Annotated in this window: 15 protein-coding genes; 4 read left to right on the top strand and 11 right to left on the bottom strand. The window is 43.8% G+C overall.

Annotation, left to right across the window (positions count from 1 at the left end; genetic code table 11):
• Nucleotides 1–34: 34 nt before the first annotated feature.
• The 5 genes from AACU59_RS09930 to AACU59_RS09910 all read right to left on the bottom strand — a co-directional run bounded on the left by AACU59_RS09930 (nucleotide 35) and on the right by AACU59_RS09910 (nucleotide 8,097).
• On the bottom strand, nucleotides 35–1,135 hold the full coding sequence (locus AACU59_RS09930) for a tryptophanase (RefSeq protein ID WP_094145654.1): 1,101 nt from the start codon (nucleotides 1,133–1,135) through the stop codon (nucleotides 35–37).
• Nucleotides 1,119–4,814 (bottom strand): LysM peptidoglycan-binding domain-containing protein, encoded by a 3,696-nt coding sequence (locus AACU59_RS09925; protein ID WP_094145655.1) that lies wholly within the window; start codon nucleotides 4,812–4,814, stop codon nucleotides 1,119–1,121. The genes AACU59_RS09930 and AACU59_RS09925 overlap by 17 nt, the downstream gene beginning before the upstream one ends.
• A gap of 2 nt (nucleotides 4,815–4,816) precedes the next feature.
• Nucleotides 4,817–5,344, bottom strand: a complete 528-nt coding sequence (locus AACU59_RS09920; protein ID WP_047688204.1) for a DUF4123 domain-containing protein — start codon at nucleotides 5,342–5,344, stop codon at nucleotides 4,817–4,819.
• On the bottom strand, nucleotides 5,341–7,440 hold the full coding sequence (locus tag AACU59_RS09915) for a type VI secretion system Vgr family protein (protein ID WP_094145656.1): 2,100 nt from the start codon (nucleotides 7,438–7,440) through the stop codon (nucleotides 5,341–5,343). Before AACU59_RS09915 ends, AACU59_RS09920 begins: the two co-directional genes overlap by 4 nt.
• Before the next feature lie 138 nt (nucleotides 7,441–7,578).
• Nucleotides 7,579–8,097 (bottom strand): Hcp family type VI secretion system effector, encoded by a 519-nt coding sequence (locus AACU59_RS09910; RefSeq protein WP_013857791.1) that lies wholly within the window; start codon nucleotides 8,095–8,097, stop codon nucleotides 7,579–7,581.
• A 303-nt stretch (nucleotides 8,098–8,400) separates the two neighbouring features.
• Between AACU59_RS09910 and arfB the strand changes: the two genes are divergently transcribed.
• Nucleotides 8,401–8,814 (top strand): alternative ribosome rescue aminoacyl-tRNA hydrolase ArfB, encoded by a 414-nt coding sequence (gene arfB / locus AACU59_RS09905; RefSeq protein ID WP_010318196.1) that lies wholly within the window; start codon nucleotides 8,401–8,403, stop codon nucleotides 8,812–8,814.
• 379 nt (nucleotides 8,815–9,193) lie between these two features.
• Nucleotides 9,194–10,945 carry a lysophospholipid acyltransferase family protein gene (locus tag AACU59_RS09900; protein WP_094145327.1) on the top strand — a complete coding sequence of 584 codons (1,752 nt, stop codon included), beginning with the start codon at nucleotides 9,194–9,196 and terminating at the stop codon, nucleotides 10,943–10,945.
• Between the two features lie 240 nt (nucleotides 10,946–11,185).
• On the opposite strand, the gene accD is transcribed toward AACU59_RS09900, so the two are convergent.
• On the bottom strand, nucleotides 11,186–12,052 hold the full coding sequence (accD, locus tag AACU59_RS09895; protein ID WP_094145326.1) for an acetyl-CoA carboxylase, carboxyltransferase subunit beta: 867 nt from the start codon (nucleotides 12,050–12,052) through the stop codon (nucleotides 11,186–11,188).
• A 106-nt stretch (nucleotides 12,053–12,158) separates the two neighbouring features.
• On the opposite strand from accD, the gene AACU59_RS09890 reads away from it, so the two are divergent.
• On the top strand, nucleotides 12,159–13,064 hold the full coding sequence (locus AACU59_RS09890; protein WP_443280873.1) for a LysR family transcriptional regulator: 906 nt from the start codon (nucleotides 12,159–12,161) through the stop codon (nucleotides 13,062–13,064).
• Nucleotides 13,065–13,540: 476 nt separating this feature from the next.
• Here the strand turns inward: AACU59_RS09890 and glmS are convergent, their stop codons facing one another.
• Nucleotides 13,541–15,373, bottom strand: coding sequence for a glutamine--fructose-6-phosphate transaminase (isomerizing) (gene glmS, locus AACU59_RS09885; protein ID WP_017045440.1), 1,833 nt, complete (start codon nucleotides 15,371–15,373; stop codon nucleotides 13,541–13,543).
• 87 nt (nucleotides 15,374–15,460) lie between these two features.
• Nucleotides 15,461–16,222, bottom strand: coding sequence for a DeoR/GlpR family DNA-binding transcription regulator (locus AACU59_RS09880; RefSeq protein ID WP_013857797.1), 762 nt, complete (start codon nucleotides 16,220–16,222; stop codon nucleotides 15,461–15,463).
• Between the two features lie 424 nt (nucleotides 16,223–16,646).
• Between AACU59_RS09880 and pykF the strand changes: the two genes are divergently transcribed.
• A complete protein-coding gene (pykF, locus tag AACU59_RS09875) occupies nucleotides 16,647–18,059 on the top strand; it encodes a pyruvate kinase PykF (RefSeq protein WP_026027602.1) in 1,413 nt (470 codons plus the stop codon).
• Nucleotides 18,060–18,162: 103 nt separating this feature from the next.
• On the opposite strand, the gene AACU59_RS09870 is transcribed toward pykF, so the two are convergent.
• The 3 genes from AACU59_RS09870 to AACU59_RS09860 form a co-directional block, all read right to left on the bottom strand.
• A complete protein-coding gene (locus AACU59_RS09870) occupies nucleotides 18,163–20,028 on the bottom strand; it encodes a sensor domain-containing diguanylate cyclase (RefSeq protein ID WP_094145376.1) in 1,866 nt (621 codons plus the stop codon).
• A gap of 165 nt (nucleotides 20,029–20,193) precedes the next feature.
• A complete protein-coding gene (locus AACU59_RS09865) occupies nucleotides 20,194–20,904 on the bottom strand; it encodes an oxidative stress defense protein (protein WP_094145374.1) in 711 nt (236 codons plus the stop codon).
• Between the two features lie 84 nt (nucleotides 20,905–20,988).
• Nucleotides 20,989–21,885, bottom strand: a complete 897-nt coding sequence (locus AACU59_RS09860) for a LysR family transcriptional regulator ArgP (protein WP_017045436.1) — start codon at nucleotides 21,883–21,885, stop codon at nucleotides 20,989–20,991.
• Nucleotides 21,886–21,958 lie beyond the last annotated feature (73 nt).

Raw genomic sequence — 21,958 nt, 5'->3', positions numbered from 1 at the left:
CGTATTATATCGGCTAAAGTATTCGCCTTAGCAACTAATCCACCCAGTCATCACGGCTAGTAAAACCATCGATATAAACCATTGGCGTTATGTCACTCATGAATAACTTAACGTTTTTATTTATCTTTGCCTTTTCTTCTTCATTAAAATTACGGGAACTAAACATATATCCTCCAGACAATTCTTTATAGAGAGCATTATAGAAATATTCATCCTCACTCCCTTCATTAGAACGATGGTATTTATATTTCACTGCACTTGTAGAACCAAGGTTTAAACCTAAACCTCTCAATCTTTCACTCTCTTCCTGTGCAGTTTCCTTTAAGAAAAAGGCCAAGTCATTTACAGCGGGAATATAATTATGATTAGCCGAAATAGTTAACAAATCGATGGCTAACTGGTACTGCTCTGGTGTTTTAGCTTCGTACTTATCTTTACCCTGTGGGCGAACTAAGATGGTATTGACATAATCCATCAACGGTTGGTAATAATGTGCTTGAGAAAAGCGAATCACCTCTTGAATATACTGAGCTCTAGTTTCTTTCGATTGTTCTAACTGTTGCTGTTTTAGTAAAAAATATTGAGCGCGCAGATCGCCTTGCTCAGCGAGTTGTTGAAAACCCTTAATCGCAAGATTCATATTACCTTCATTACAGATATTAGCCTCAGAGGATGATTTATTACCGAGCAACTCCGCCACTTGCTGATCTAACTTTACATTGCCTAAGTAAGCACAACTTTCTCCCTTCTCGGATAGCTCTAATGCAGCATAAGGGTTGCCCTCAAGTAGTGATTTCTGTAGTAATGAAATAACTTCTCCCCTCTTCTGAATGCTCATTAAATTTATTCTGGCATACCACACCATGGCATCAGTGTCCCCTTGCTCAATCAAAGGTCTTAATATCTCAGGGTTAACAGAGCCATGCTGCAATCTGATTAAATAATCGTACATCTTATCTCCAGGCTTTACAGTGCTCGAAATATAAGGATCATCTGATTTTTTATTAATATTCTCGGTAATAAATGGTTGAAATAGGGCAATATCATCTTGTGGATTAGGCTTGCAAGCAACCAGCCCAACCATAACGCTCAGCAGCAAGACAATACGGACAAGCCGATTAAAATAAAGCGTCATAAATACTCCAATTAATAATGATTTCATTCTTTTTCACTAGCTCACTATGAAACTCTGCGTCTTGCCATACTTGCACTTTTTGGCCTACCTCCGGATTTTGCACAACACCGATCGGATAAGCAAAATACTGGGTTGGCTTTTTAATTCCCACTAACAGACCGCTTTGGTACGATTCATCATAACGAGTTAGCACCATATTTTTGCAAAGCGTTTTACTCGCTTTATCAAAATCTTCAGAAATTCCCTTATCCCTACTTAAGTCAGAAGCTGTCACAAACCTTGCCAATCTAAGCCACTGCGCTTGATAGGTTTGCCATTCGACCTGATGGTCTTTTTTGCCTGCGGGAAGTTTCCCCATCGCAATCAAGGTTTCTTTCCACTGTCTCTGGTTGGCTTCCTCACCAACACTCTCATCAGCTTCTAGCCATTGCATAATTTGTACGATTGCTTGTGCTTGAAGTTGATTCGCTTCATGCTCAATTCTGGATTGACCTTGAACTAAACTGCCTAAAATATTGCAAATCGTTTCAGGAGGTAACTTTATAAGCCAAACTCTCATTCTTTCTTTTTCTATTTGATCTACCGTGTTTATACGTTTGGCTAAAAACGGCGCATATTCTTTACTCAGTACCTGTTGCTTATAATCAGCCAATACAGTCACCGGCATAAGTAGCACCTGCACCAAAGGTAAACCTAAGGCTAAACCAATGGTCATTAGGTTATTGAGTTCGTTAAAACTATCGTTGACTCCATTGGCATCCGCTTCTCCAAAAATCGCTAGGCGGCGGAAATGGCTCTGTTTTAATACCCCAAGCAAGCAGCCAATAAACTCATCGACTGCGTTGGCATCCAGATTAATCGCCACTTTACCACTACAACCGGGCCCAACCACTAAGCCTGCTGAAGCCACTAAGATGATAACTCCACCTTGAAACAGTAAACGAAACTCAGCATGATAGCCTGCGCCAAATGAACCAGACAGCTTGCCATCAATCGAACCTAATTTTTTCGGTGCCTTTGGTCCTTTACTCTGCGTAACACACTTAGCCTCTGGAGGGGCCCAGTAAACCGTAGCACCTAAAGTGCCACCTGCTTCTACTCCGGCAAACGCATCAACAGAAACAGCGGCTTCCCCTGCATAGCCAGCAGCTCCCGCACTTGCTAAGTTCGCTCCGGGCAGAGCATAACCATTATAGATATTGGGATCAAACAGCCCTACCGTGCTGCCTTTAATGCCAAAACCTTCACTCACATCACTCGGGCCGATTGCCAACTTAGCACTCAATTGGCATGAAGCGGCCGCCAGACCATAAACTGAACCCGCAATACAAACCCGCAGGTCACCTGCTTTATATGTATGTTCATGATCGTATTTATCGATATAAGTTAAGTTAACCCCATGCCCTTTCACTTTTTCGACCTGCTCTTCCTTCACCATTTTATTTTCTGGTACAAGCGGGAGCCAAAATGAAAAACTGAGCTGACCTTGCAGGGCGGTAAATTGAGCCGAGATGGCTTCTGAGCCGCCGATATCGATATCACCTCGTTTTTTAATAAAATCTGGATAGGAGCTTAAAGGGGTATTAAGTTCGGTCTCCGCCTTGGTTGATAAACGCAGCAACTGCGCTCCAGCGTCAACAGAATAGGCGGACGTTTCACCATTCGGACCAATACCGCCTTGGTAATGATAGCTATCTTGCCAAAAAACAGTATCAAACTCAGCACTGGCTTTTAATGGCATTAAATCTACTGTACTTTCAGGCTTGGTGAGCGCGTTGAGCGCGTCCTGCACAGACCCTGCTTCTACAATGTTTTTTCCATTCGATTGTGGCGAATTGAAGGTAATTTTTTCAGTAATGACTCGAACGTGCCCCGCAGCTAAGGCAGACAGTGGATCTTCATTAGTTTCAGGTATTAACCAGTGTGGGCCTCGGATGTAAAATACTTTACCATCTGAGAGCAAACAGCACTCCACCGCTTGAATATCGTTGGTTCCGGCTTTATTGATAAAGCCTGACTTATGCTTTTCCTTGGGTTTAAATGTAGTTTCATCCCATAACAAGGTAAGAGCTGGCGGCATCTGGCTCGCGTTACCCAAAGTAAACACTAATCCATCAGCGCCTTGTGCTGCCTTTTTTTGAGCCTGAGATTTTAGGTAATTTAACCGAGCTAAAGCGATTTTTTTAACCCAAAGTAATTGCCTAAAAAGTTCATCAATAGGTGTTGAACTGCTAGTGCCAAGGAGTTGTGACAGTGCTTTTTTGTGCTTAATAACCGTGGCGTCAACGACCGCGATCAGTGCTTTTGCCGTGAAGTAAGACCACGCCGCAGGTCCTTTAATAATTCTATCGAGATTGGCGTCCAAACTATCATTGTCAAATTTATCACCTGCGGTTTCCTTATATAACGCCTCGATCAATTGACTGTCATTGATGATGTCTAAGGCATCCCCCGATTCTCGCCATTTCTTCACTTTTTTTAATGCTTCGGGACCACAAGCTACGCCTGACTCACCTTCTAATTGGTCTAAGGTTAGACATTGCTCTTTAACGACTAAGCCATAATGGTTGATGTTTTTTAAGTTTATCGCACACACAAACAGCTTTTGTTTATCAAGAAATGCTTGCTGCTCTTTACTATCGAGCGTAGACATGCGAGAGCGTTGCTCTAAAGCTTGCTGCAACTGTGTTGGCCACTGCTTTAAATAAGCACGAGACTGTTGATAACTGCTGCGAAGCAATTCTTGATCTGATTTATCACGGTTTAGGTGCACTTGCTGTATCCAAGATGCCAAGTTCTTTTGGTGGCTACTGGTAAAATATTCGAGTTTTTTATCATAAATAAACTTGCTGCCATCATCTGCAACATGATTTTTTGCCGCTTTTTCAGCGGCTTTTTCTAGGCTTTCGACCTCTTTTTCAATTTTTTTAATCACCAGTGTCCGTAACTGTTGATTAATATTTTTTTCGAACAAAGGACCTTCTGGTGATGGCCGATATAAAGAGCCGAATTTTCCGTAGTATAAATGGGTGTTTTTTGCTTGCTCTCGATTAGATAACTTCTCACGAGTTTCTTCCAGCGACACGCCAATCAGCCTAGCCACTGTGATCAGATAATCATTCGGATTGGTCCCATCAACTCTGAATGCTTCATTTTTAATCACCAGCTTGGCAAGCAGCAGTGCCTGATATTTTTCAGCATCATCTGACGTCATAAACTGTTCGTGAACTTTGGCGGCAAACTTTGAGATCAACCCCAACTTATTGAGGTTCTTCATCGTAGCTTCTGAATCATTCTCAACAATGGCTTGCGCCATGTGCGCCCTCTCTTCCTCAACTTTTTCTTTTGCTTGCTTAGTCAGCGCATACCAAGCTTTTTTACCCGTTTTAGGATGAGCAGGAACATACAAAATATCCTCGTATTCCTTGGGCGATTGACACGTATCATTTCCACCGTTCACAACCGTTGGCGGCTCAACCAATTCAATACGCGAACCGTCAAATTCAATTGGCTTGGTTAGATCTGACGGCAGTTTTAAAACGTTACCTTCATAAATCAGATTGGGATCTTTAATTTGTTCGCTGTTAAGTTTGATTAACTCATCGATAGAAATATTGAAACGCTGAGCAAGTAAGCTTAAGCAATCATTTTTTAAAATCGTATAGGCATTATTGGACATGTTTATACCCACTGCTTAAAGATAGGAGAGGTCAGAGTAGCAGGTTGGCTTTGCTCTGGCTGAATAGGTGAATGATGAAGCGTTTGCCGTTGACGTGCATGATTAACCCAATGAATGGCTTGAGCTGAACCTAAAAGGGTCTCAATATCGATGTCATTAAGTTGCGATGCAGCCTGATTCCAAAAGACATTGGTATAAAAACGCAAAAAGCAGGCTTTATTGTCGATCTTAACTTGGAGTAATGACTGTAAATGCTCACTAAATGCAGAGCCATCTTGACTCGCATCAAGCTCAAAAATAACCGAGCTTGAATCGAAGTAAGGCAGCGTTAACCATTTATCTAATGCTGTCTTATCGCTACCCAAATTAACAACTAATGGGCTTTGGTCATTCAAATAATCAAAATCTGAACCAGCAAATAATACAATCGCCTGCTGAACAGCCATATTCCTAGTAAGAACATCAATCGCATCAGGAATACGAATGGTATCAACCACTAACCAATAATTAACAGCCTTGGGTTGATTCATGAGGCACCTCGTTCGCACGGACAATCTTCTCGAGGACATGACCCATCACTTTGTTTTTGACACATTTTTGCCATGGGCACATTCGCAATAGACAATGTGGACATGGTTGCTGCTGATAGTTGTAATGGCAATGGGTTTGGTGCTGGCGGTGCAGCAATCATTTGATTCGGCAACGCCGCTACAACACCGCCATAACCCGAGCCGCTGCCTGCGCTGCCGCCGGAGTTAAGGTTGATCGCAGGCCCGACTAGGTGCACACCGCCGCCATCCACTTTGATAAAACTGCCCGCAGCTTTGATGGTGATCTCATTACCCGCATCTAACACCAACTTATTGCCTGCTTTAAGGTGCACTTCATTACCTGAATCAAAAACCGTTTTTTCACCGATTTTTTGGTGCAGTGAACCACCCACGTCAAGGCTATGATCTAACGCTATTTTCTGACGGCTTTCGCCCTCGACCGTTAGGTGTTGGTTATTTTTGATGTGGCCGAACTGGTCGTTATCCACTGTCAGGTGTTTATCGTGTTTGATGTGGGTGGTGGCATCATTAAGCACTAGCGCTTCATAGTCTTTTTGCGCGTGCAGGTAGATTTTCTCTTGCCCTGCTTGATCTTCAAAACTCAGCTCATTAAAGCCTTCCCCTTGGTGGGTTTCACTACGCAGTACGGTTTTGGTTTTGTTATCTGGCAGTGTGTAGGGCGCTTTATTGGTGGCGTGATAAGCGCGGCCCGTGACGATGGGTTGATCCGGATCGCCATTTAAAAAATCGACAATCACTTCATGGCCAATTCTTGGGATAGCCATCATGCCATATTGGCTGCCAGCCCAACCTTGCGACACCCTCACCCAACATGAACTGTGTTCATCGCCGTTAGAATATCTGTCCCATGGGAAATGCAGTTTAACGCGGCCATACTCATCGCAGAAGATCTCTTCGCCATCGGGGCCAACCACATGGGCGATGCATGGGCCATCCACTTGCGGCTTCGTGTACGGTGTTGCGCGCCACGTTACATCGGCTGGGATCAAGGTAAATTGGTTACTGTAGGTTGTTGCACCGCTACCGCCAGACTCTTCTAATGCTTGCGGCTGCTGGCCTTGATGGTTTACTTGCACCACAACCCAATCTCGGTTCGCGCTGTCGTCTAAATGCTCGACCAAATCAAACAGGGTTCCGGCTTGCAAACGCGCTTCATTGCTTTGGCCTTGTGCGGTACGCGCCTGCCTTCTTAGGTACTCTAAACGAATTTGGTTAAACGCTTTACCGCTCTCATCGTCTTTAAAGCGGCCCGGAAAATCAAAATGTTCATAGTCGGTCTGCTGGTAATCCATCGCGGTGCCGAGTGCACTTTGCTTAAAACCGTAAGTCGGTTTTTTAAAGCTGTAATCCGCCAATTGGCTTTCCGCCACTTGCGATTGCGTATGGCTGATTAAGTTGGAAATGTAAGGCGTATCAGCGATACCACCAGACAGCACATTGTAAGGGATCGGTGTATCGAGCTTCGTTAAGCTTTGGCTGTCGTCACTGAAAATGAGGGTATGTTTACCTTCTTCATGCAGGAGGTGGTAGACCAAGCCCTCTTCGGCGGCTAAGCGGTGTAAAAAGTGGATATCAGTTTCACGGTACTGTACGCAGAATTCGCGCTGAAGACATTCTCGTTTAAGTGCGAAGGCGTAGTCGTCAATGCCCATTTCTTGCAGCACAATGGAAAGAATTTCAGGTACAGTTTTAAGCTGGAAGATGCGGCTATTTTGGCGCAGCGACAAGCGCTCTAATGCAGGCACTAAAGTGAGTGAGTAAAAGGTGTGATGATGACCAATATCGCCTTTACTGAACTGGCGCACGATGCCATGCACGCGCTGCACCACCCCGCCATTACGAAAAATCGTTAGCTGAGCCGTTTTGTCGACGACATCGATTGCACTCAAAGTTGATTGACGGCTGGCTAGCTCAATGTGGTAACGAAACCCATAACAAGGCTCGCCATTGGCCAGCACACTCTCCGATAAGGATTCTTGTCCTTGGTATTCTCGCACCACAAATGCATCGTCGGCGAGCCCATCAACCTTTAACGTAAAATTCAGCGTGGCCATCTTCCATCCTCTTTACACTAGAAACAGCAAAGCCTTAAGCAAGTCACACTCATTGAATGCACTTTGCTTAAGGCTAAAAAGGTGGCTGGCCGGATTGGCTTTGCTTACGCAACATCAGCCAGCCACCCAAATCAAAGCTTACGCTTCTACTGGTTTGCGCCAGTCATCTGAACCTGAAGTACCAGCGTTCACATGATCCCACAGGATTTTACGGTAAGACATAGAAACCGTAACGTTTTGCGTGAAGTCGCCGTTCGCAGGATCTTGGCAGTGTGGCATTTCGCAATGAATGTCCACGATAGACGCGCTTTCAAGTTTAGTGGTGAAGAAGTTCTCTTGTTTACCTTCGATAGAAGTGCGGTACCATTTTAGCTCAACCGATTTCATCTTCTCGCCAGACGCCAACGCGTTATAAAGAAGAGGAACCGCTTTATTTAGCGCAACGGTGAATTTGAATGGTTTGTGAACACGTTGACCAGAAGGCTGACCTGATTGTGGGTCAGTCGGTACTGTCACAACGTGGTCAAACATTTGAACCAACATTTGATCTTCATGACCTTCAACGAAAGCATCGCCGATAGAGTCAGTAGAAAGAGCGCCTGCAGTGATGAGACCCTGAGTTTCGCCTTCGATAGAGATATAACATGGAGTTGGCATGACTTAATCCTTATTCAGTAAGAAAAAGCGATGGAAATTGCATCGCGTTATGTAATGTTTCTTAAAGCAAAGGGGATGCCAAAACAAAAATAGTTAAATTTCAATCAATTAGATTATAAGCTTTCATTTTCGAGCAAGAACTTGCTCGTCCGGGTAGAAACTTGCTCGTATCAAGCAAGTTTTCGCTGCGATTTCGCAATACGTCACTCTGTATCGCTTTTCCTAATCTAGCCACAATCTGCGGTAGATAACCTGGGCCACCTCCACTAGAATGCGGATTGAACACATTTTTACTTTGGTTGTATGCTCAAACTATCCAACACTATTGAACTGGCAGACTGGGAAATCGAACTTACTGCGATTCGTGCAGCCGGAAATGGCGGGCAAAACGTCAATAAAGTCTCCAGTGCGATCCACTTACGTTTTGACATCAGACGCTCAACGTTACCGGACATCTACAAACAAAAATTACTCGAAAGACCAGATTCCAGAATGACCAAAGAGGGCGTTATTGTCCTCAAAGCGCAATCTCACCGCACCCAAGAACTGAATAAAGAAGATGCCCTCAAACGTCTCAAAGAGATTATTCTTTCTGCGATGGTGATAGAAAAAACACGCCGGGCAACCAAACCGACAAAAAGCTCTCAACGTCGGCGAGTTGACGAGAAAAAACGAATCGCGGCTAATAAATCACTGCGCGGTAAAGTTTCTTTTTAAGTGAACAGATGGGACGCAAAGATAAAGAAAAGGGATAAGGATGCCACTCTCGCGCTAGAAACAGCAACGGGAGCACGAAGCTCCCGTTTATTCCAGATCAGCAAAACAAAGGTTCAATTGACATTTTTATATTTTGTACCGCCCTTATAAGCTAGCACCAAATAAGCAGCACCAAAACAAAACCAGTTCATTTTGTGAGCAGAAAATGATTTATTGTTGCTAAAAAATCATTGTTGCATCAAAGATTCTAGTTCATCTCCAATTTGAGACGGATTTCATTAAACTGTAAAAAAAGAGCAATCAATTACTCACTTAAGCGCAGCCAGATTGTCATCTTCCCTCTTTAGCATAAGCACAAAGCATAAAATGCGAGGTTGCTATGCTCACGATAAGCCCTTTTAAATTACCGAGAAAAACGCCGTTTGGACTAGGTGAACACTTCACTGAGTGGGCTACAGGCCTAACTCGTTTAGATAAGTTTTATGCACAACGCCCACCCCATTGCGATACCGCAACATTTTTGCGTTTTACGTTAGAGGTATTGGGTATTGACTATCAAGTGGTGAAAGGATCATTAGCTCAAGTACCCACTCAAGGCGCGACAGTCGTTGTTGCAAATCACCCACTTGGTTGTGTGGAAGGCGTTATTCTGGCTGAGATGCTGCTTTCAATTCGCTCTGACGTGCAGATATTGGCCAATCACTATTTAAAAACCGTACCAGAGTTAGATTCGCTGTTTATTGGTGTAGATGTTTTTGAAGGCAAAGCAGCGCAAAAAGCGAATATGCAAGCCTTGAGAGCCGCCAATAAACACCTTGCTCAAGGTGGGCTGCTATTGATGTTTCCTGCGGGCGAAGTGTCACAACTGGTTGATAGTAAAACGCAGAAACTGGAAGACAAACAGTGGAGCCGTTCAGTCAGCCGACTGATACAAAAGCATCAAGCGACGGCGTTACCTGTATTCATCAACGGGCAAAATTCGAAACGCTTTTACGTGGCTGGAAAAATCCACCCGCTACTAAGAACGTTAATGTTGGGCCGTGAACTGCTCAATAAAAAGCATCAACGTATCGAAATCGCCATTGGCGATGCGATCAATCATAAAGAAATCCAACATCTGTGTGATGAGACGCTGGTCAGCTATTTAAGGCTCAACACCTACCTTTTAAGTCACATCAACCCAACAAGGCGCAATAAAACCAATGATGAGCCGTTACAATCCATTGCACAGCGGCTCCCCCTAAGCGCTTTGTTACACGATATTGAGCAGCTTTCTTTTTCTGATCATCTATTAAGGCATAACGAATTCGATGTGTATTGTACCAGCGCAGAAAACATCCCCTCGCTACTGCACGAAATAGGACGAGTGCGAGAGCACAATTTCAGGCTGGTAGGTGAAGGCACTGGCACCGAGCTCGATATCGATCAATACGATCGCAACTACCTGCATCTATTCATTTGGGATCGCGAAGCGCAGAAATTGGTCGGAGCTTACCGTTTAGGCTTAGTCGACCGTATTGTGCCGATAAGCGGTATTGCAGGTTTGTACTCACGAACGCTGTTTCAGTATGACCACCGCTTTCTCAATACCATAGGTAATGCAATTGAAATGGGGCGTTCAGTCGTCGACATCGAGTACCAAAAAAGTATGGCTCCGCTATTGCTGCTTTGGAAGGGAATCGCAACCTATGTGCACCGAAACCCGCACTATACGCACCTATTTGGCCCCGTAAGTATCAGCAATGATTACAGTGAAAGTGCGCGCCGTTTATTAGCCGATACAATGATGCAGCACTACTACAATAACCAACACGCCCATTTGGTTGAGGCAAGTAACCCACTCCCGGCCCAACAAGCGCCTTGGAATGCGAGTTTGCTGAGCGCATTGGCTGATTTACAACTGCTTTCCAAAGTGATTGCTCGGTTAGATGAAGGAAAAAGCGTACCGGTGCTACTGCGTCAATACCTCGGTTTAAATGGCAAGTTAGTCAGTTTTAACGTAGACCCTGATTTTAATGATTCGTTAGATGGCTTGATTGTGGTCGATTTACGCAACGTTCCGGTGCGCAGCTTAAGCCGCTACATGGGCACCAAAGAAGCATACGAATACTTCACCCATCACGCGCTTTAACCCTGTGGTTCGGGTTGTTTATAACTCCTCTTTTTAAGGGGAGATATCCCTATAACACACTCCCCCAACCTAGCACTCCTTTTGAAGAAAACAGAGCTGAGTTTCGCATGTTGGATAGCACTATCAGGGGCGCTTTCAAATTAAAAATGGCTTACTCCCAACGCTCACAAAACTGATTTCCTCCCCGGAGGTACAGAACGTTTATCAACTTCCGCTCTAGAGCATAACTGAGCCTATAAACTATACATCCAGTGGAATAGTGGTATTGGTCATTTTAGCGACCAGTCCACCAATTCGTTTGCGCATCTCACGTCTATCCACAATCATATCTAGAGCACCATGTTCTAAGAGGAATTCACTTTGCTGAAAGTCCTCTGGTAGTTTTTCTCGAACGGTTTGTTCAATAACTCGGCGTCCTGCAAATCCGATCCTTGCTTTCGGCTCACCAATGTTAATATCACCCAACATGGCGACACTTGCAGATACCCCCCCATAAGTTTGATCGGTCAGCACAGATATGTAGGGTAACTTAGCCATTGATAACTGATTCAAGACAGCACTGGTTTTAGCCATCTGCATCAATGCGATGAGTGATTCTTGCATTCGAGCGCCCCCACAAGCAGAAAAGCATACCAATCCACAATTTGCATCAATAGCCGTATTAATAGCCTTAACGAAGCGTGCGCCTACCACTGCCCCCATTGAACCAGCCATAAAAGAGAATTCGAATGCACAGGCCACAATAGGTAAGCCCATTAGTTTTCCTTTCATTGCAATTAACGCATCTTTTTCTCCTGTACTTTTCTGGGCGAGAACAAGACGCTCCTTGTAGCGTTTTAGATCCTTAAAATTCAGCAAATCTTTCGGCTCATATTCACTGGCAATCTCAATTCGCTCTGCTTTATCCAAAAAGCTATCTAATCGGCGGCGAGCTGACATCCTCATATGGTGATCGCATTTTGGGCACACATCTAAATTTCCCTCGAGGGCTATACGGTACAAGATCTGGTCACAGGACGGACATTTAATCCATACTCCCTCGAGAATCGGCGCTTTATGTGTACTGATGATCTTCTTCTTATCTATTAACCTTTCTAACCAACTCATGGGATGCCTCACTAGGTAACTTAGTGAGGAACATTGTATAAGCCAACTTCTGGTAATAAAGTGGTTTAAATGGGTTTGATAATCCAACTTAATGGGATTAAATGAGATGCTTGATAAGATTGATCAGCAGTGGCTAAAAAGTTTTCACTGCGTTTATGAGAACAAAAGCTTTAAACGAGCCGCGGAATTTCTATCTTTACCGACATCAAATGTCAGTCGCCATATCGCTTTACTCGAAGAACGGCTAGATATAAGACTATTTGACAGAACCACACGCCGAATCGCTCCGACAGACGCAGGAGAACATCTTTACTTACGCACACAGCCGTTGCTAGACAAACTTAATGATGCTCTTGAGGAAGTGGCACTGCACTCCCATGAAGTCATGGGTCAACTGAGAGTGTTGATGCCTGATGCACCAGCTTTAGCCCAAGCAGTGGTTTCGTTTTGTACTCAACATCCCTCAATTTCATTATGTTGCGATACGAGTCTTAGCCCTAAAGAGGATTTGTTTGATCGGTTTGACATCATTTTAAGCTTTCATCGAGGAAGCCTCGAAGACACTAATTGGGTCGCGAAGAAGGTTAAATGTTGGCCAAGTGCGGTGGTGGCATCTCCCACATTCCTTCAGACTACGCGAAGACCTTTCCAGATTACCGATTTGAAACATGTTCCTTGTATAAGTAGTTTTACGGCGTTAAACGGGACACCGTGGGTATTTAAAAACGCTAAAGGTGAGCTGACAACCCAAAAGGTAAAGTCTTCATTTAAAGTCAATAGTGGACATCTAGCTAAATTAGGTGCGTTAGCTGGTTTGGGGTTCGCGATATTGCCAACCGAATCTTGTCGTAATGAGATAGAGGTAGGTTCTCTGGAAATAATAAAAATGGAGTACGAGCCTGAAGATTTGGTTTTATATCTCTTTTACTCTTCCAGAAAACACTTGGCAAAAAAGATCCCGATATTTATTGAACATTTACAGCGCCACGCAAATTTAGATAAAAGTCTATAGGAAGCAGAATAAGTTCCGTTAAAGACTTCACCTAAACCACTTCTTTAAAGGCAGAGGCTTTGCTAATCGAAATGATATGCAAATTTAGGCTGCTTAGCATACGCGGTATGACTAACGACATTATTAGAAAGTACGCATCAGTTTTGAATGGTCAGTCATTAGGCATGAATCGGACAATATTCTGCGAAGGAAGAGCATCATTTTGTTACGCAAACTCGTAATGGGACAAAAACTGTTTTAGCAAACTGCATCCATTATAATAAATGGCTTACTCCCAACGCTCACAAAACTGATTTCCTCCCCCTAAAAGGGGGAGGAACAAAAGCGTTATGAGCTTCTACTTTGAAGCATTAAGTGGCAGAAGCGGGGTTGTGCTGAATCGCTTGTTTACATCACTTGAGCCAAGTATTTGAGCAGAGAAAAACGATGATACTTTATTCTACTCACACGACAATATGCGCTCTAACCACCTTGTATCACTCAACCGTTACGGCTTTGGCCAGGTTACGAGGTTGGTCGACATCCGTACCTTTGATTAAAGCAACATAATAAGAAAGAAGCTGCATTGGAATGGTGTAGTAGATCGGCGCGGTAATTTCACTCACGTGTGGCATGGTGATGATTTTCATTGTTTCATCAGCCGCAAAGCCAGCGTCTTGATCGGCAAACACATACAGCAAGCCGCCACGAGCACGTACTTCTTCAATGTTCGATTTTAGCTTCTCTAACAGCTCGTTATTTGGCGCGACCACGACAACGGGCATATCAGCGTCAATCAGTGCTAATGGGCCGTGCTTTAATTCGCCCGCTGCGTATGCTTCAGCATGAATGTAAGAGATTTCCTTCAGCTTTAATGATGCTTCAAGCGCGATAGGGTAAAACTCACCACGACCTAGGAATAGAGTGTGGTGTTTATCTGCGAAATCTTCAGCCAGTGCTTCAATCTGCTTTTCATAGGCAAGGGCGGCATTAATCTGTGCAGGCAGTGCATGCAGTGCTTCAACAATTTCCGCCTCTTTTTCTTTATTAATGCACTGCTTTTGTTTACCAAGAGCGGTCACTAACATCAGCAAGGTTGCCAGCTGAGTAGTGAAGGCTTTGGTTGATGCCACACCAATCTCTGTTCCAGCGCGAGTCATGAATGCAAAGTCAGATTCACGAACCAGCGAAGAACCCGCTACGTTACAAATAGTCATCGCGGCCATGTAGCCTTTTTCTTTCGCCAAGCGCAAAGCGGCTAAGGTATCTGCCGTTTCACCGGATTGAGAAAGCGTGATCAACAAGCTATTTGGACGAGTGACAAATTTTCGATAGCGGAATTCAGAGGCAATTTCCACATCGCAACTCACGCCTGCCAATGCTTCAAACCAGTAACGCGCTGTCATGCCTGCGTTGTACGACGTTCCGCAAGCGACGATTTGTACATGTTCCACTTGACTAAGAATTTCGGCAGCGTTCACGCCAATGCTTTCTGTCACTACGCTGTCTTTGGTGATGCGGCCTTCCATGGTGTTAATCAATGCCGTTGGCTGTTCAAAGATCTCTTTTTGCATGAAATGACGATATTTACCTTTATCGCCAGCGTCATGCTCTGCGTTAGATTCGCTAATTTCACGCGTCACCTGTTCGCCGTTTGCAGCAAAAACCGTCACATCGCGGCGCGTAACTTCCGCGACATCACCCTCTTCAAGATACATAAAGCGGCGTGTAACATTCAGCAAAGCTAATTGGTCTGAAGCTAAGAAATTCTCACCAACACCGAAACCGATCACGATCGGGCTACCAGAGCGAGCAACCACAACACGGCTTGGATCTTTGCGATCAAGTACCACAGTACCGTAAGCACCCTCGAGTTGTTTAACCGTTTTTTGCACCGCTTCAAGCAGTGAACTGGCCGTGCGCAGTTCCCACTCAACAAGGTGAGCAATCACTTCGGTATCGGTTTGCGATTCAAAAAGGTAGCCGCGTTCACGCAAAACGTCACGTAGCGTTTCATGGTTTTCGATAATGCCGTTATGCACAACCGCAATATCGCCCGACATGTGTGGGTGAGCATTAATTTCGGAAGGTTCACCGTGTGTCGCCCAGCGTGTGTGCGCAATGCCTGTACCTCCGGCAACATGTTGCTTTTCGACTGCATCGGCTAGCTCTTGCACTTTGCCTAAACGACGAACGCGCGTTAATTGACTCGCACTATCCACCACAGCAACACCGGCTGAATCATAACCGCGGTATTCCAAACGGCGTAGTCCTTCCACTAAAATTTCAGCCACATCTCGTTGTGCTACTGCACCGACGATTCCACACATAAGGTTTTTACTCCATTTTAGATTTATGCTTCATCCCTAAAGCCGCAAGCGAAGGCCTTTATTTAGGAATGGTTGAATAGGGGTTAATTAAGCTCGGATCACTCGCACTTGGTGCGATTCAATCAATGCGGCATCTTGAACGGTTAGATCGTTATCGGTCACTAACACGTCGATATGCTCCCAAGCGAGCTCAAGGTTGGGAATTTTTCGGCCGACTTTGTCTGATTCGATCATCACGATCACTTCTCGTGAGACTTCGGCCATCACTTTGCTCAGGCCAATCAGTTCATTGAAGGTGGTGGTGCCACGTTCAAGATCAATACCGTCAGCGCCTATAAACAGTTGGTCAAAATCGTAAGAACGCAGTACCGATTCAGCCACTTTGCCCTGAAATGACTCGGAATGGGTATCCCAAGTACCGCCCGTCATTAATAGTGTCGGTTCACTTTCTAGTTCATTAAGGGCGTTCGCTACGTGCAATGAGTTGGTCATCACAACCAAACCGCGTTTATCATTCAGTTGCTGAATTAATGCTGCCGTAGTACTACCGCAGTCAATAACGATGCGATTGTGGTCTCGAATTAACTTAGCCGCCGCCTTAGCCAGCTTTATCTTTCGATTCGAAACTTTAGGATTAAACTCATCATTGACCACCTCTTTAGGCAGTGCAATCGCACCACCGTAACGGCGTAAGAGTTGACCGTTTTTCTCTAAAGAGGCCAAATCCTTTCTAATAGTCACCTCTGAGGTTTCAAACTGAGCAGAGAGTGCATCAACACTGACCTCACCTTGTTCATTCACAAGGTTAGCAATGGTGTGTCTTCTCAGTTGTGTATTTCGTTTCGACATTTATATTTTTCTTCAAGATTACGAATCGAAAGAAATATTAATCGAATCGAAACTTTATTGTCTATTTATTTCGATCTAAAAAATTAATAATTCACGCTAAAACCTTGTCCTAAGACAATTCTTAGGCAGTGATATTGAACTCATTAGGTGGTAGAATTCGCGCCGAAAAGAAAAAAAATTACAGAATTGACTGTTATTCTTTTGCAACTTAACCGATTTAAACTCAATAAGTGGCAAAATAACGCTATAAAATCGACAATGCTTGGTCATAAAATGACTAAACTGTTGAAAGACTTTCAGCTCTAATGTCACAAAATCACATCAATATTGTTGGGTAATAGATAAGAAAAATTGCCGCTTGTGATGACGCTAGAACACTCAACCAACTTCAAATTGTAATCATATTTACCGGAGAGAACCTTCCATGAAAAAGACCAAAATCGTATGTACGATTGGCCCTAAAACTGAATCTGTAGAGAAGCTTACTGAGCTAGTGAATGCTGGCATGAACGTTATGCGTTTGAACTTCTCTCACGGTGACTTCGTAGAACACGGCACTCGTATTGCGAACTTCCGTAAAGTAATGGAAAACACTGGTAAACAGCTTGCGATCCTTTTAGACACTAAAGGTCCTGAAATCCGTACCATCAAACTAGAAAATGGTGATGACGTTGATCTCGTGGCTGGCCAGGATTTCACTTTCACTACTGATGCAACCGTTGTAGGTAACAAAGATAAAGTTGCCGTGACTTACTTAGGTTTTGCTAAAGACCTTACTGTAGGTAACAAAATTTTGGTTGATGACGGCCTGATTGAAATGGAAGTGATTGCAACCACAGAAACTGAAGTGAAATGTAAAGTGCTGAACAACGGCGCGCTAGGTGAAAACAAAGGTGTTAACCTTCCTAACGTTTCAGTGAACCTTCCAGCTCTTTCTGAAAAAGATAAAGCAGACCTTAAATTTGGTTGTGAGCAAGGCGTTGATTTTGTTGCGGCTTCTTTCATTCGTAAAGCTGACGACGTACGTGAAATCCGCGAACTGCTAACAGCAAACGGCGGCGCAGATATCCAAATCATCTCTAAAATTGAAAACCAAGAAGGCGTTGATAACTTCGACGAAATTCTTGAGCTTTCTGACGGTATCATGGTTGCTCGTGGCGACCTAGGTGTTGAGATCCCTGCTGAAGAAGTTATCTTTGCACAGAAGATGATGATCGAAAAATGTAACCGCGCACGTAAAGTGGTTATCACAGCAACTCAAATGCTTGATTCAATGATCAAGAACCCACGTCCAACTCGCGCAGAAGCTGGCGACGTAGCCAACGCGGTAATGGATGGTACAGATGCAGTGATGCTTTCTGGCGAAACAGCAAAAGGTAAATACCCTGTTGAAGCGGTCACTATCATGGCGCAAATCTGTGCTCGTACAGACCGCGTTCTACAAGCTGAGTTGGGTTCTCGTTTAGACAGCCCACGCCTACGCATTACTGAAGCCGTATGTAAAGGTGCAGTAGATACTGCTGAGAAATTGGCGGCTCCACTTATCGTGGTCGCAACTGAAGCGGGTAAATCAGCTCGTTCAGTGCGTAAGTACTTCCCAACTGCGAACATCATTGCTGTAACCACTAACAAGAAAACGGCGGCTCAACTTGTTCTGACTAAAGGTGTAACACCGGTTGTTGTTGATACTATCGACAGCACTGATGCGTTCTACATCAATGGTAAAGAGATTGCACTGGCTTCTGGTCTAGGCAAGAAGGGTGACATCGTAGTGATGGTTTCTGGTGCACTTGTTGCCTCAGGTACAACCAACACAGCTTCTGTTCACGTTCTATAATCGAACGTCGAATACAAAGCAGAAAAAATCGGGGCTTGCCCCGATTTTTTATTTTCGCTATTTACGCTTTACTTGCCAAACCCATCACTCTTTGCGGTATGCCTTAAGCAAGATCATCACTGCTTTTACACAGTGAAATTCGATTTCGTCCTAAGGTTTTCGCCTCATATAAAGCAATATCAGCACATTTATACGAGCGTTTACCATCTGCGGTTAAGTCAGTAAAGCCAGCGCTGATAGTCACAGTGAGGCTTTGCTCTACCGCTACTCGTAATCGGTCTAGGACAGTCTCGGCTTCTTCTACAGAAGTATGCGGCATAATAATCGCAAACTCTTCACCGCCAATACGTGCCAGAAAATCGGTGGCACGCAATGTTTGGCTCAAAATCTCACCAACTTTAATAATGACGCGATCACCTTCATCATGTCCTTGTTCATCATTCACTCGTTTAAAGTAATCAATATCAATTAAGACAAGGCAAACATGATGGCTTTCGGGATAACGTTGAACGAGGTGCGTATGATGCTGCAATTCTGCTTCAAATTTACGGCGATTCCATAGCTGAGTTAACGCGTCTTTTTCGCTCAATTCTCGTAATCGGTTTTCAAGCTCTTTGTGCTGAGTAATATCGACTAAAGACGTAATATAATAACTGACTTTAGTCGCCTCTTTAATCGCTTGAATTCTCATGATGGCGGTTAGCGTCTCACCTTGCGTATTGACCATTTCTACTTCACCTTCCCAGAAATGTTGCTGCGATACCTCCTCAAGTACCTCGAGCATAAACTCCATACCATTTGGACTGAGCAGTAATTTTAATGCGTTACTGCCTTTTATCTCGTCAATAGTCAGACCAGTAATCTTTTCAAATTCGCCATTAACCATCATCACTTTGTGCTTTCTGTCTGAGATCATCACTGCAGACATACCATTCAAGGCTGCTCTTGCCAGTTTGCTCTCAATACTTCGATGATGGTAATGCAATGCCATGGAAACCATGGGAAGCGCAAAAATGAGTATAACGAAGAAGACGAAAAAAGCTTCTTTGATTAAATCGTTGACGTCACGCTGCGCTCGATGATCTAACTGCTCATCAGTGAATTGAATCATTAAAAAGACGGGTTTCAGTGAGGCAAACTTAAGGGTTGTATATACAGTCATCTTGTTATTTTCTAGCACGTACCCAGAAGGCTTAAGCTGCATCTGTTGCCAGGTTTTCGGTAATTGAAGTGCCAGATTCACGTGCTGGTTAGAGGGTAATAAATCTCCAAATAATTTGCTTTTATCGCTAGAAGACAAGTAGAAACCGGAGTCGCCGATAAGCTCAGGAGTTAACTGTGGATCACGCGCATGAGTTAAGCGCGAAGATTGTGACCAAATATCAACATTGAGGACTAAATAACCTTTTCGCTCCCCTAATACGGTAACTGGCGTGATTACGCATAGCATAGGCTGTATAGCCGCTCTACTCGGAGCATCTGCCAATGTAATGCCCCATACACCCACATCTCCCTCTGAGAGATTTTCTGCAAAAGCAATGTAGTCATGATGTGAGCTGTCTTGCTGTGTTTTTACACTAGAAGCCAAATGATTAGTCGCAGAATAATGAATCCGAAGTTGTTCATGCCCAGACACGTCTAAAAGCGCAATTGAGCTATACCATGTCTGTTTTTCAGCAACAGAAGACCAGCTTTTTTCAAGACTCTGTTGGTTAGCCTCTGAAGGAGAAAAAATAAATTCATACAAACTTTGGCTGCGACTAAGTAAATCAACAATGGAGCCTACTTGGGCTTTCAAACCCCGGTATTGATGTTCACTTTCATTGAGTTGATCAAACGCCTCCGCTACCGTGTTTTGCGTTGCGTTGTCTTTCACTTCTTGGTAGCGCTGATAATAATACCCAGTCACTATTGCGCTGAATAAGAAACAAATGATGAGAAGGATGCTGATTATTTTTGTGTATCTCATGACTTGTCTAAATATTAACCCTAAATAGTGATGAGCGGATTATAGCATCTTAAAAAATAGACAAAACAAAAAGCTACCTCTTAATAAAACAATCAATTTATGGAAGTAAAAGCTCGTTTTCATCCAGTTTAAATTAACCAATTAATCAGTAGCTTAGGCGAAGGCTTAGTTGTTTAATTGATAGACTACGTCCACTCTATCGCGAATAATAAGCGTCGAGTCTTGGTAGCTATTGGATTCAGATTTTGCATCCATTGCCATAGCACGCATCATAATCGGCTGCACGCTGGGCGAGTTGTAGTCTATCTGCCACACACCACCTAATTTCAACTTAAATCCTTCCGCCAATGATAGTGCTTTGGTATTCGCATCTTGAATCGCCGCTAGCCGAGCTTGTTGCTGGTATTGCTCTTGATTCCGAACTTTAAGTTGAATATTGTCGACTTGGTTAATGCCCTCACCGAGCGCTACATCAAGGTATTGATTAAGCTGGCTTAAATCTTCAACCTCAACCGTGACACTTCTTGTTGCTTGATAACCCACTAACTCAGGCTTGCCGGACTTAGGGTAGTGATATTGAGGGGCAAGGTAGAGATTTGAACTCGATATTTGTTGGGAAGTCACACCGGATTCTTTCAAACGCGCCACAAATGCTTCTACCACTTTGTCGACCGCTCTTTTTGCCTGCTCCGCCGTCAGCGTCGATTCAACCACTTTAACTGAAAACTCAGCCATATCAGGTGCCGCAACGACTTCACCATAACCTGTCGTTGAAAGATGAGGAAAATTGATTTCCTGCGCCATAGAACCAAAACTGAGCAATCCAGATAATAGCGTTACACTTGTCATTAATTTCATGGGAGTTACCTTACTCAAATGGGTGAATACATCATAGGCGATACTCTATATAAGCACAGTTAATAGCTTATGAAATGACATAACTTTGACGTTGAACTTTTGTCATTGCGGCAACACTTGGCGAGCATATTGAACGATGGCCTGAGAGATTTCCTGTAATATTCCCGTTTCTAACTGCCAATGATGCCAATAAATACGGTTGGTTAAAATGAACCCTGGTGTAATGTCAGTAAGCGTGCCTATTTCGAGCTCTTGTGCTATCTGTAAGCGGGGGATCAAACAATACGCCGCACCGGATAGGGCTAATTTAACAAAAGCTTCTGAACTACCCACGGTATGGTTTATGACGGCATCTCTTGGCACATTGAAGTGATCATGCAAATATTTTTTATGCAGATCATCATACTGATCATACGATACCGCTGGTGCTTTTTTTAAAGTATGAAAGTTCACACCTTGAGAGAAATAACGCTGATAAAACTCCGGGCTGGCAACACACACATAGTCCATTCGGCCTAAGTAGTCAGCATGACAACCAGGAATGGCTTGCGATTCTAAGCTTATTGCGCCAGCTACTTCGCCATTTTTAATTTTTTCGATCGTACGTGACTCACCGAAAACCGTCAGGTTCAACTCAACTTGCCGCGTTTTCATCGTATTCGATAACGCAGGAAGTAACCAAGTAGCCAAACTGTCCGCATTAGTGGCAATAGCTATTGAAACAGGCCGCGTATTCTCCTCATTCATCAATTCAGGCACCAGTTCATTTTCAAGCAAACACACCCTACGATACAACCCTAGCAATTTTTTTCCCACCAGCGTTGGCCTTGGTGGCTGCTCTCGAATCAGGACCGGTTGGGCGATAAATCTCTCTAGTTGCTTGATTCTTTGAGAAATAGCCGATTGTGAAATATAGAGATTTTCAGCGGCTCGTTCAAAGCTTCCTTGTTGCAGTACCGCATCTAATGCCTCAATCCATTTGTAATCTAGCCCTCTCATCCAACGCTCCTTTTTATGATTATTAGTATTACTAATATAATATTAAAATCATTAATTATACTTATTTTTATAC

Origin of the sequence: Vibrio sp. V23_P3S9T160 (assembly GCF_963886625.1) — a bacterium.
In the GTDB taxonomy this organism is placed as follows: domain Bacteria; phylum Pseudomonadota; class Gammaproteobacteria; order Enterobacterales; family Vibrionaceae; genus Vibrio; species Vibrio anguillarum.
The sequence above is the reverse complement of the archived record's forward strand: the minus strand, read 5'-3'. Positions and strand labels throughout refer to the sequence as shown.

What these genes read in the sequence shown, in the direction of transcription:
- pykF (WP_026027602.1), top strand. Translation starts at nt 16,647, where the DNA reads ATGAAAAAGACCAAAATCGTATGTACGATTGGCCCTAAAACTGAATCT.
- AACU59_RS09930 (WP_094145654.1), bottom strand. Translation starts at nt 1,135, where the DNA reads ATGACGCTTTATTTTAATCGGCTTGTCCGTATTGTCTTGCTGCTGAGC.
- glmS (WP_017045440.1), bottom strand. Translation starts at nt 15,373, where the DNA reads ATGTGTGGAATCGTCGGTGCAGTAGCACAACGAGATGTGGCTGAAATT.
- AACU59_RS09910 (WP_013857791.1), bottom strand. Translation starts at nt 8,097, where the DNA reads ATGCCAACTCCATGTTATATCTCTATCGAAGGCGAAACTCAGGGTCTC.
- AACU59_RS09920 (WP_047688204.1), bottom strand. Translation starts at nt 5,344, where the DNA reads ATGAATCAACCCAAGGCTGTTAATTATTGGTTAGTGGTTGATACCATT.
- AACU59_RS09890 (WP_443280873.1), top strand. Translation starts at nt 12,159, where the DNA reads ATGCTTGATAAGATTGATCAGCAGTGGCTAAAAAGTTTTCACTGCGTT.
- arfB (WP_010318196.1), top strand. Translation starts at nt 8,401, where the DNA reads ATGCTCAAACTATCCAACACTATTGAACTGGCAGACTGGGAAATCGAA.
- AACU59_RS09925 (WP_094145655.1), bottom strand. Translation starts at nt 4,814, where the DNA reads ATGTCCAATAATGCCTATACGATTTTAAAAAATGATTGCTTAAGCTTA.
- AACU59_RS09870 (WP_094145376.1), bottom strand. Translation starts at nt 20,028, where the DNA reads ATGAGATACACAAAAATAATCAGCATCCTTCTCATCATTTGTTTCTTA.
- AACU59_RS09880 (WP_013857797.1), bottom strand. Translation starts at nt 16,222, where the DNA reads ATGTCGAAACGAAATACACAACTGAGAAGACACACCATTGCTAACCTT.
- AACU59_RS09860 (WP_017045436.1), bottom strand. Translation starts at nt 21,885, where the DNA reads ATGAGAGGGCTAGATTACAAATGGATTGAGGCATTAGATGCGGTACTG.
- AACU59_RS09900 (WP_094145327.1), top strand. Translation starts at nt 9,194, where the DNA reads ATGCTCACGATAAGCCCTTTTAAATTACCGAGAAAAACGCCGTTTGGA.
- accD (WP_094145326.1), bottom strand. Translation starts at nt 12,052, where the DNA reads ATGAGTTGGTTAGAAAGGTTAATAGATAAGAAGAAGATCATCAGTACA.
- AACU59_RS09915 (WP_094145656.1), bottom strand. Translation starts at nt 7,440, where the DNA reads ATGGCCACGCTGAATTTTACGTTAAAGGTTGATGGGCTCGCCGACGAT.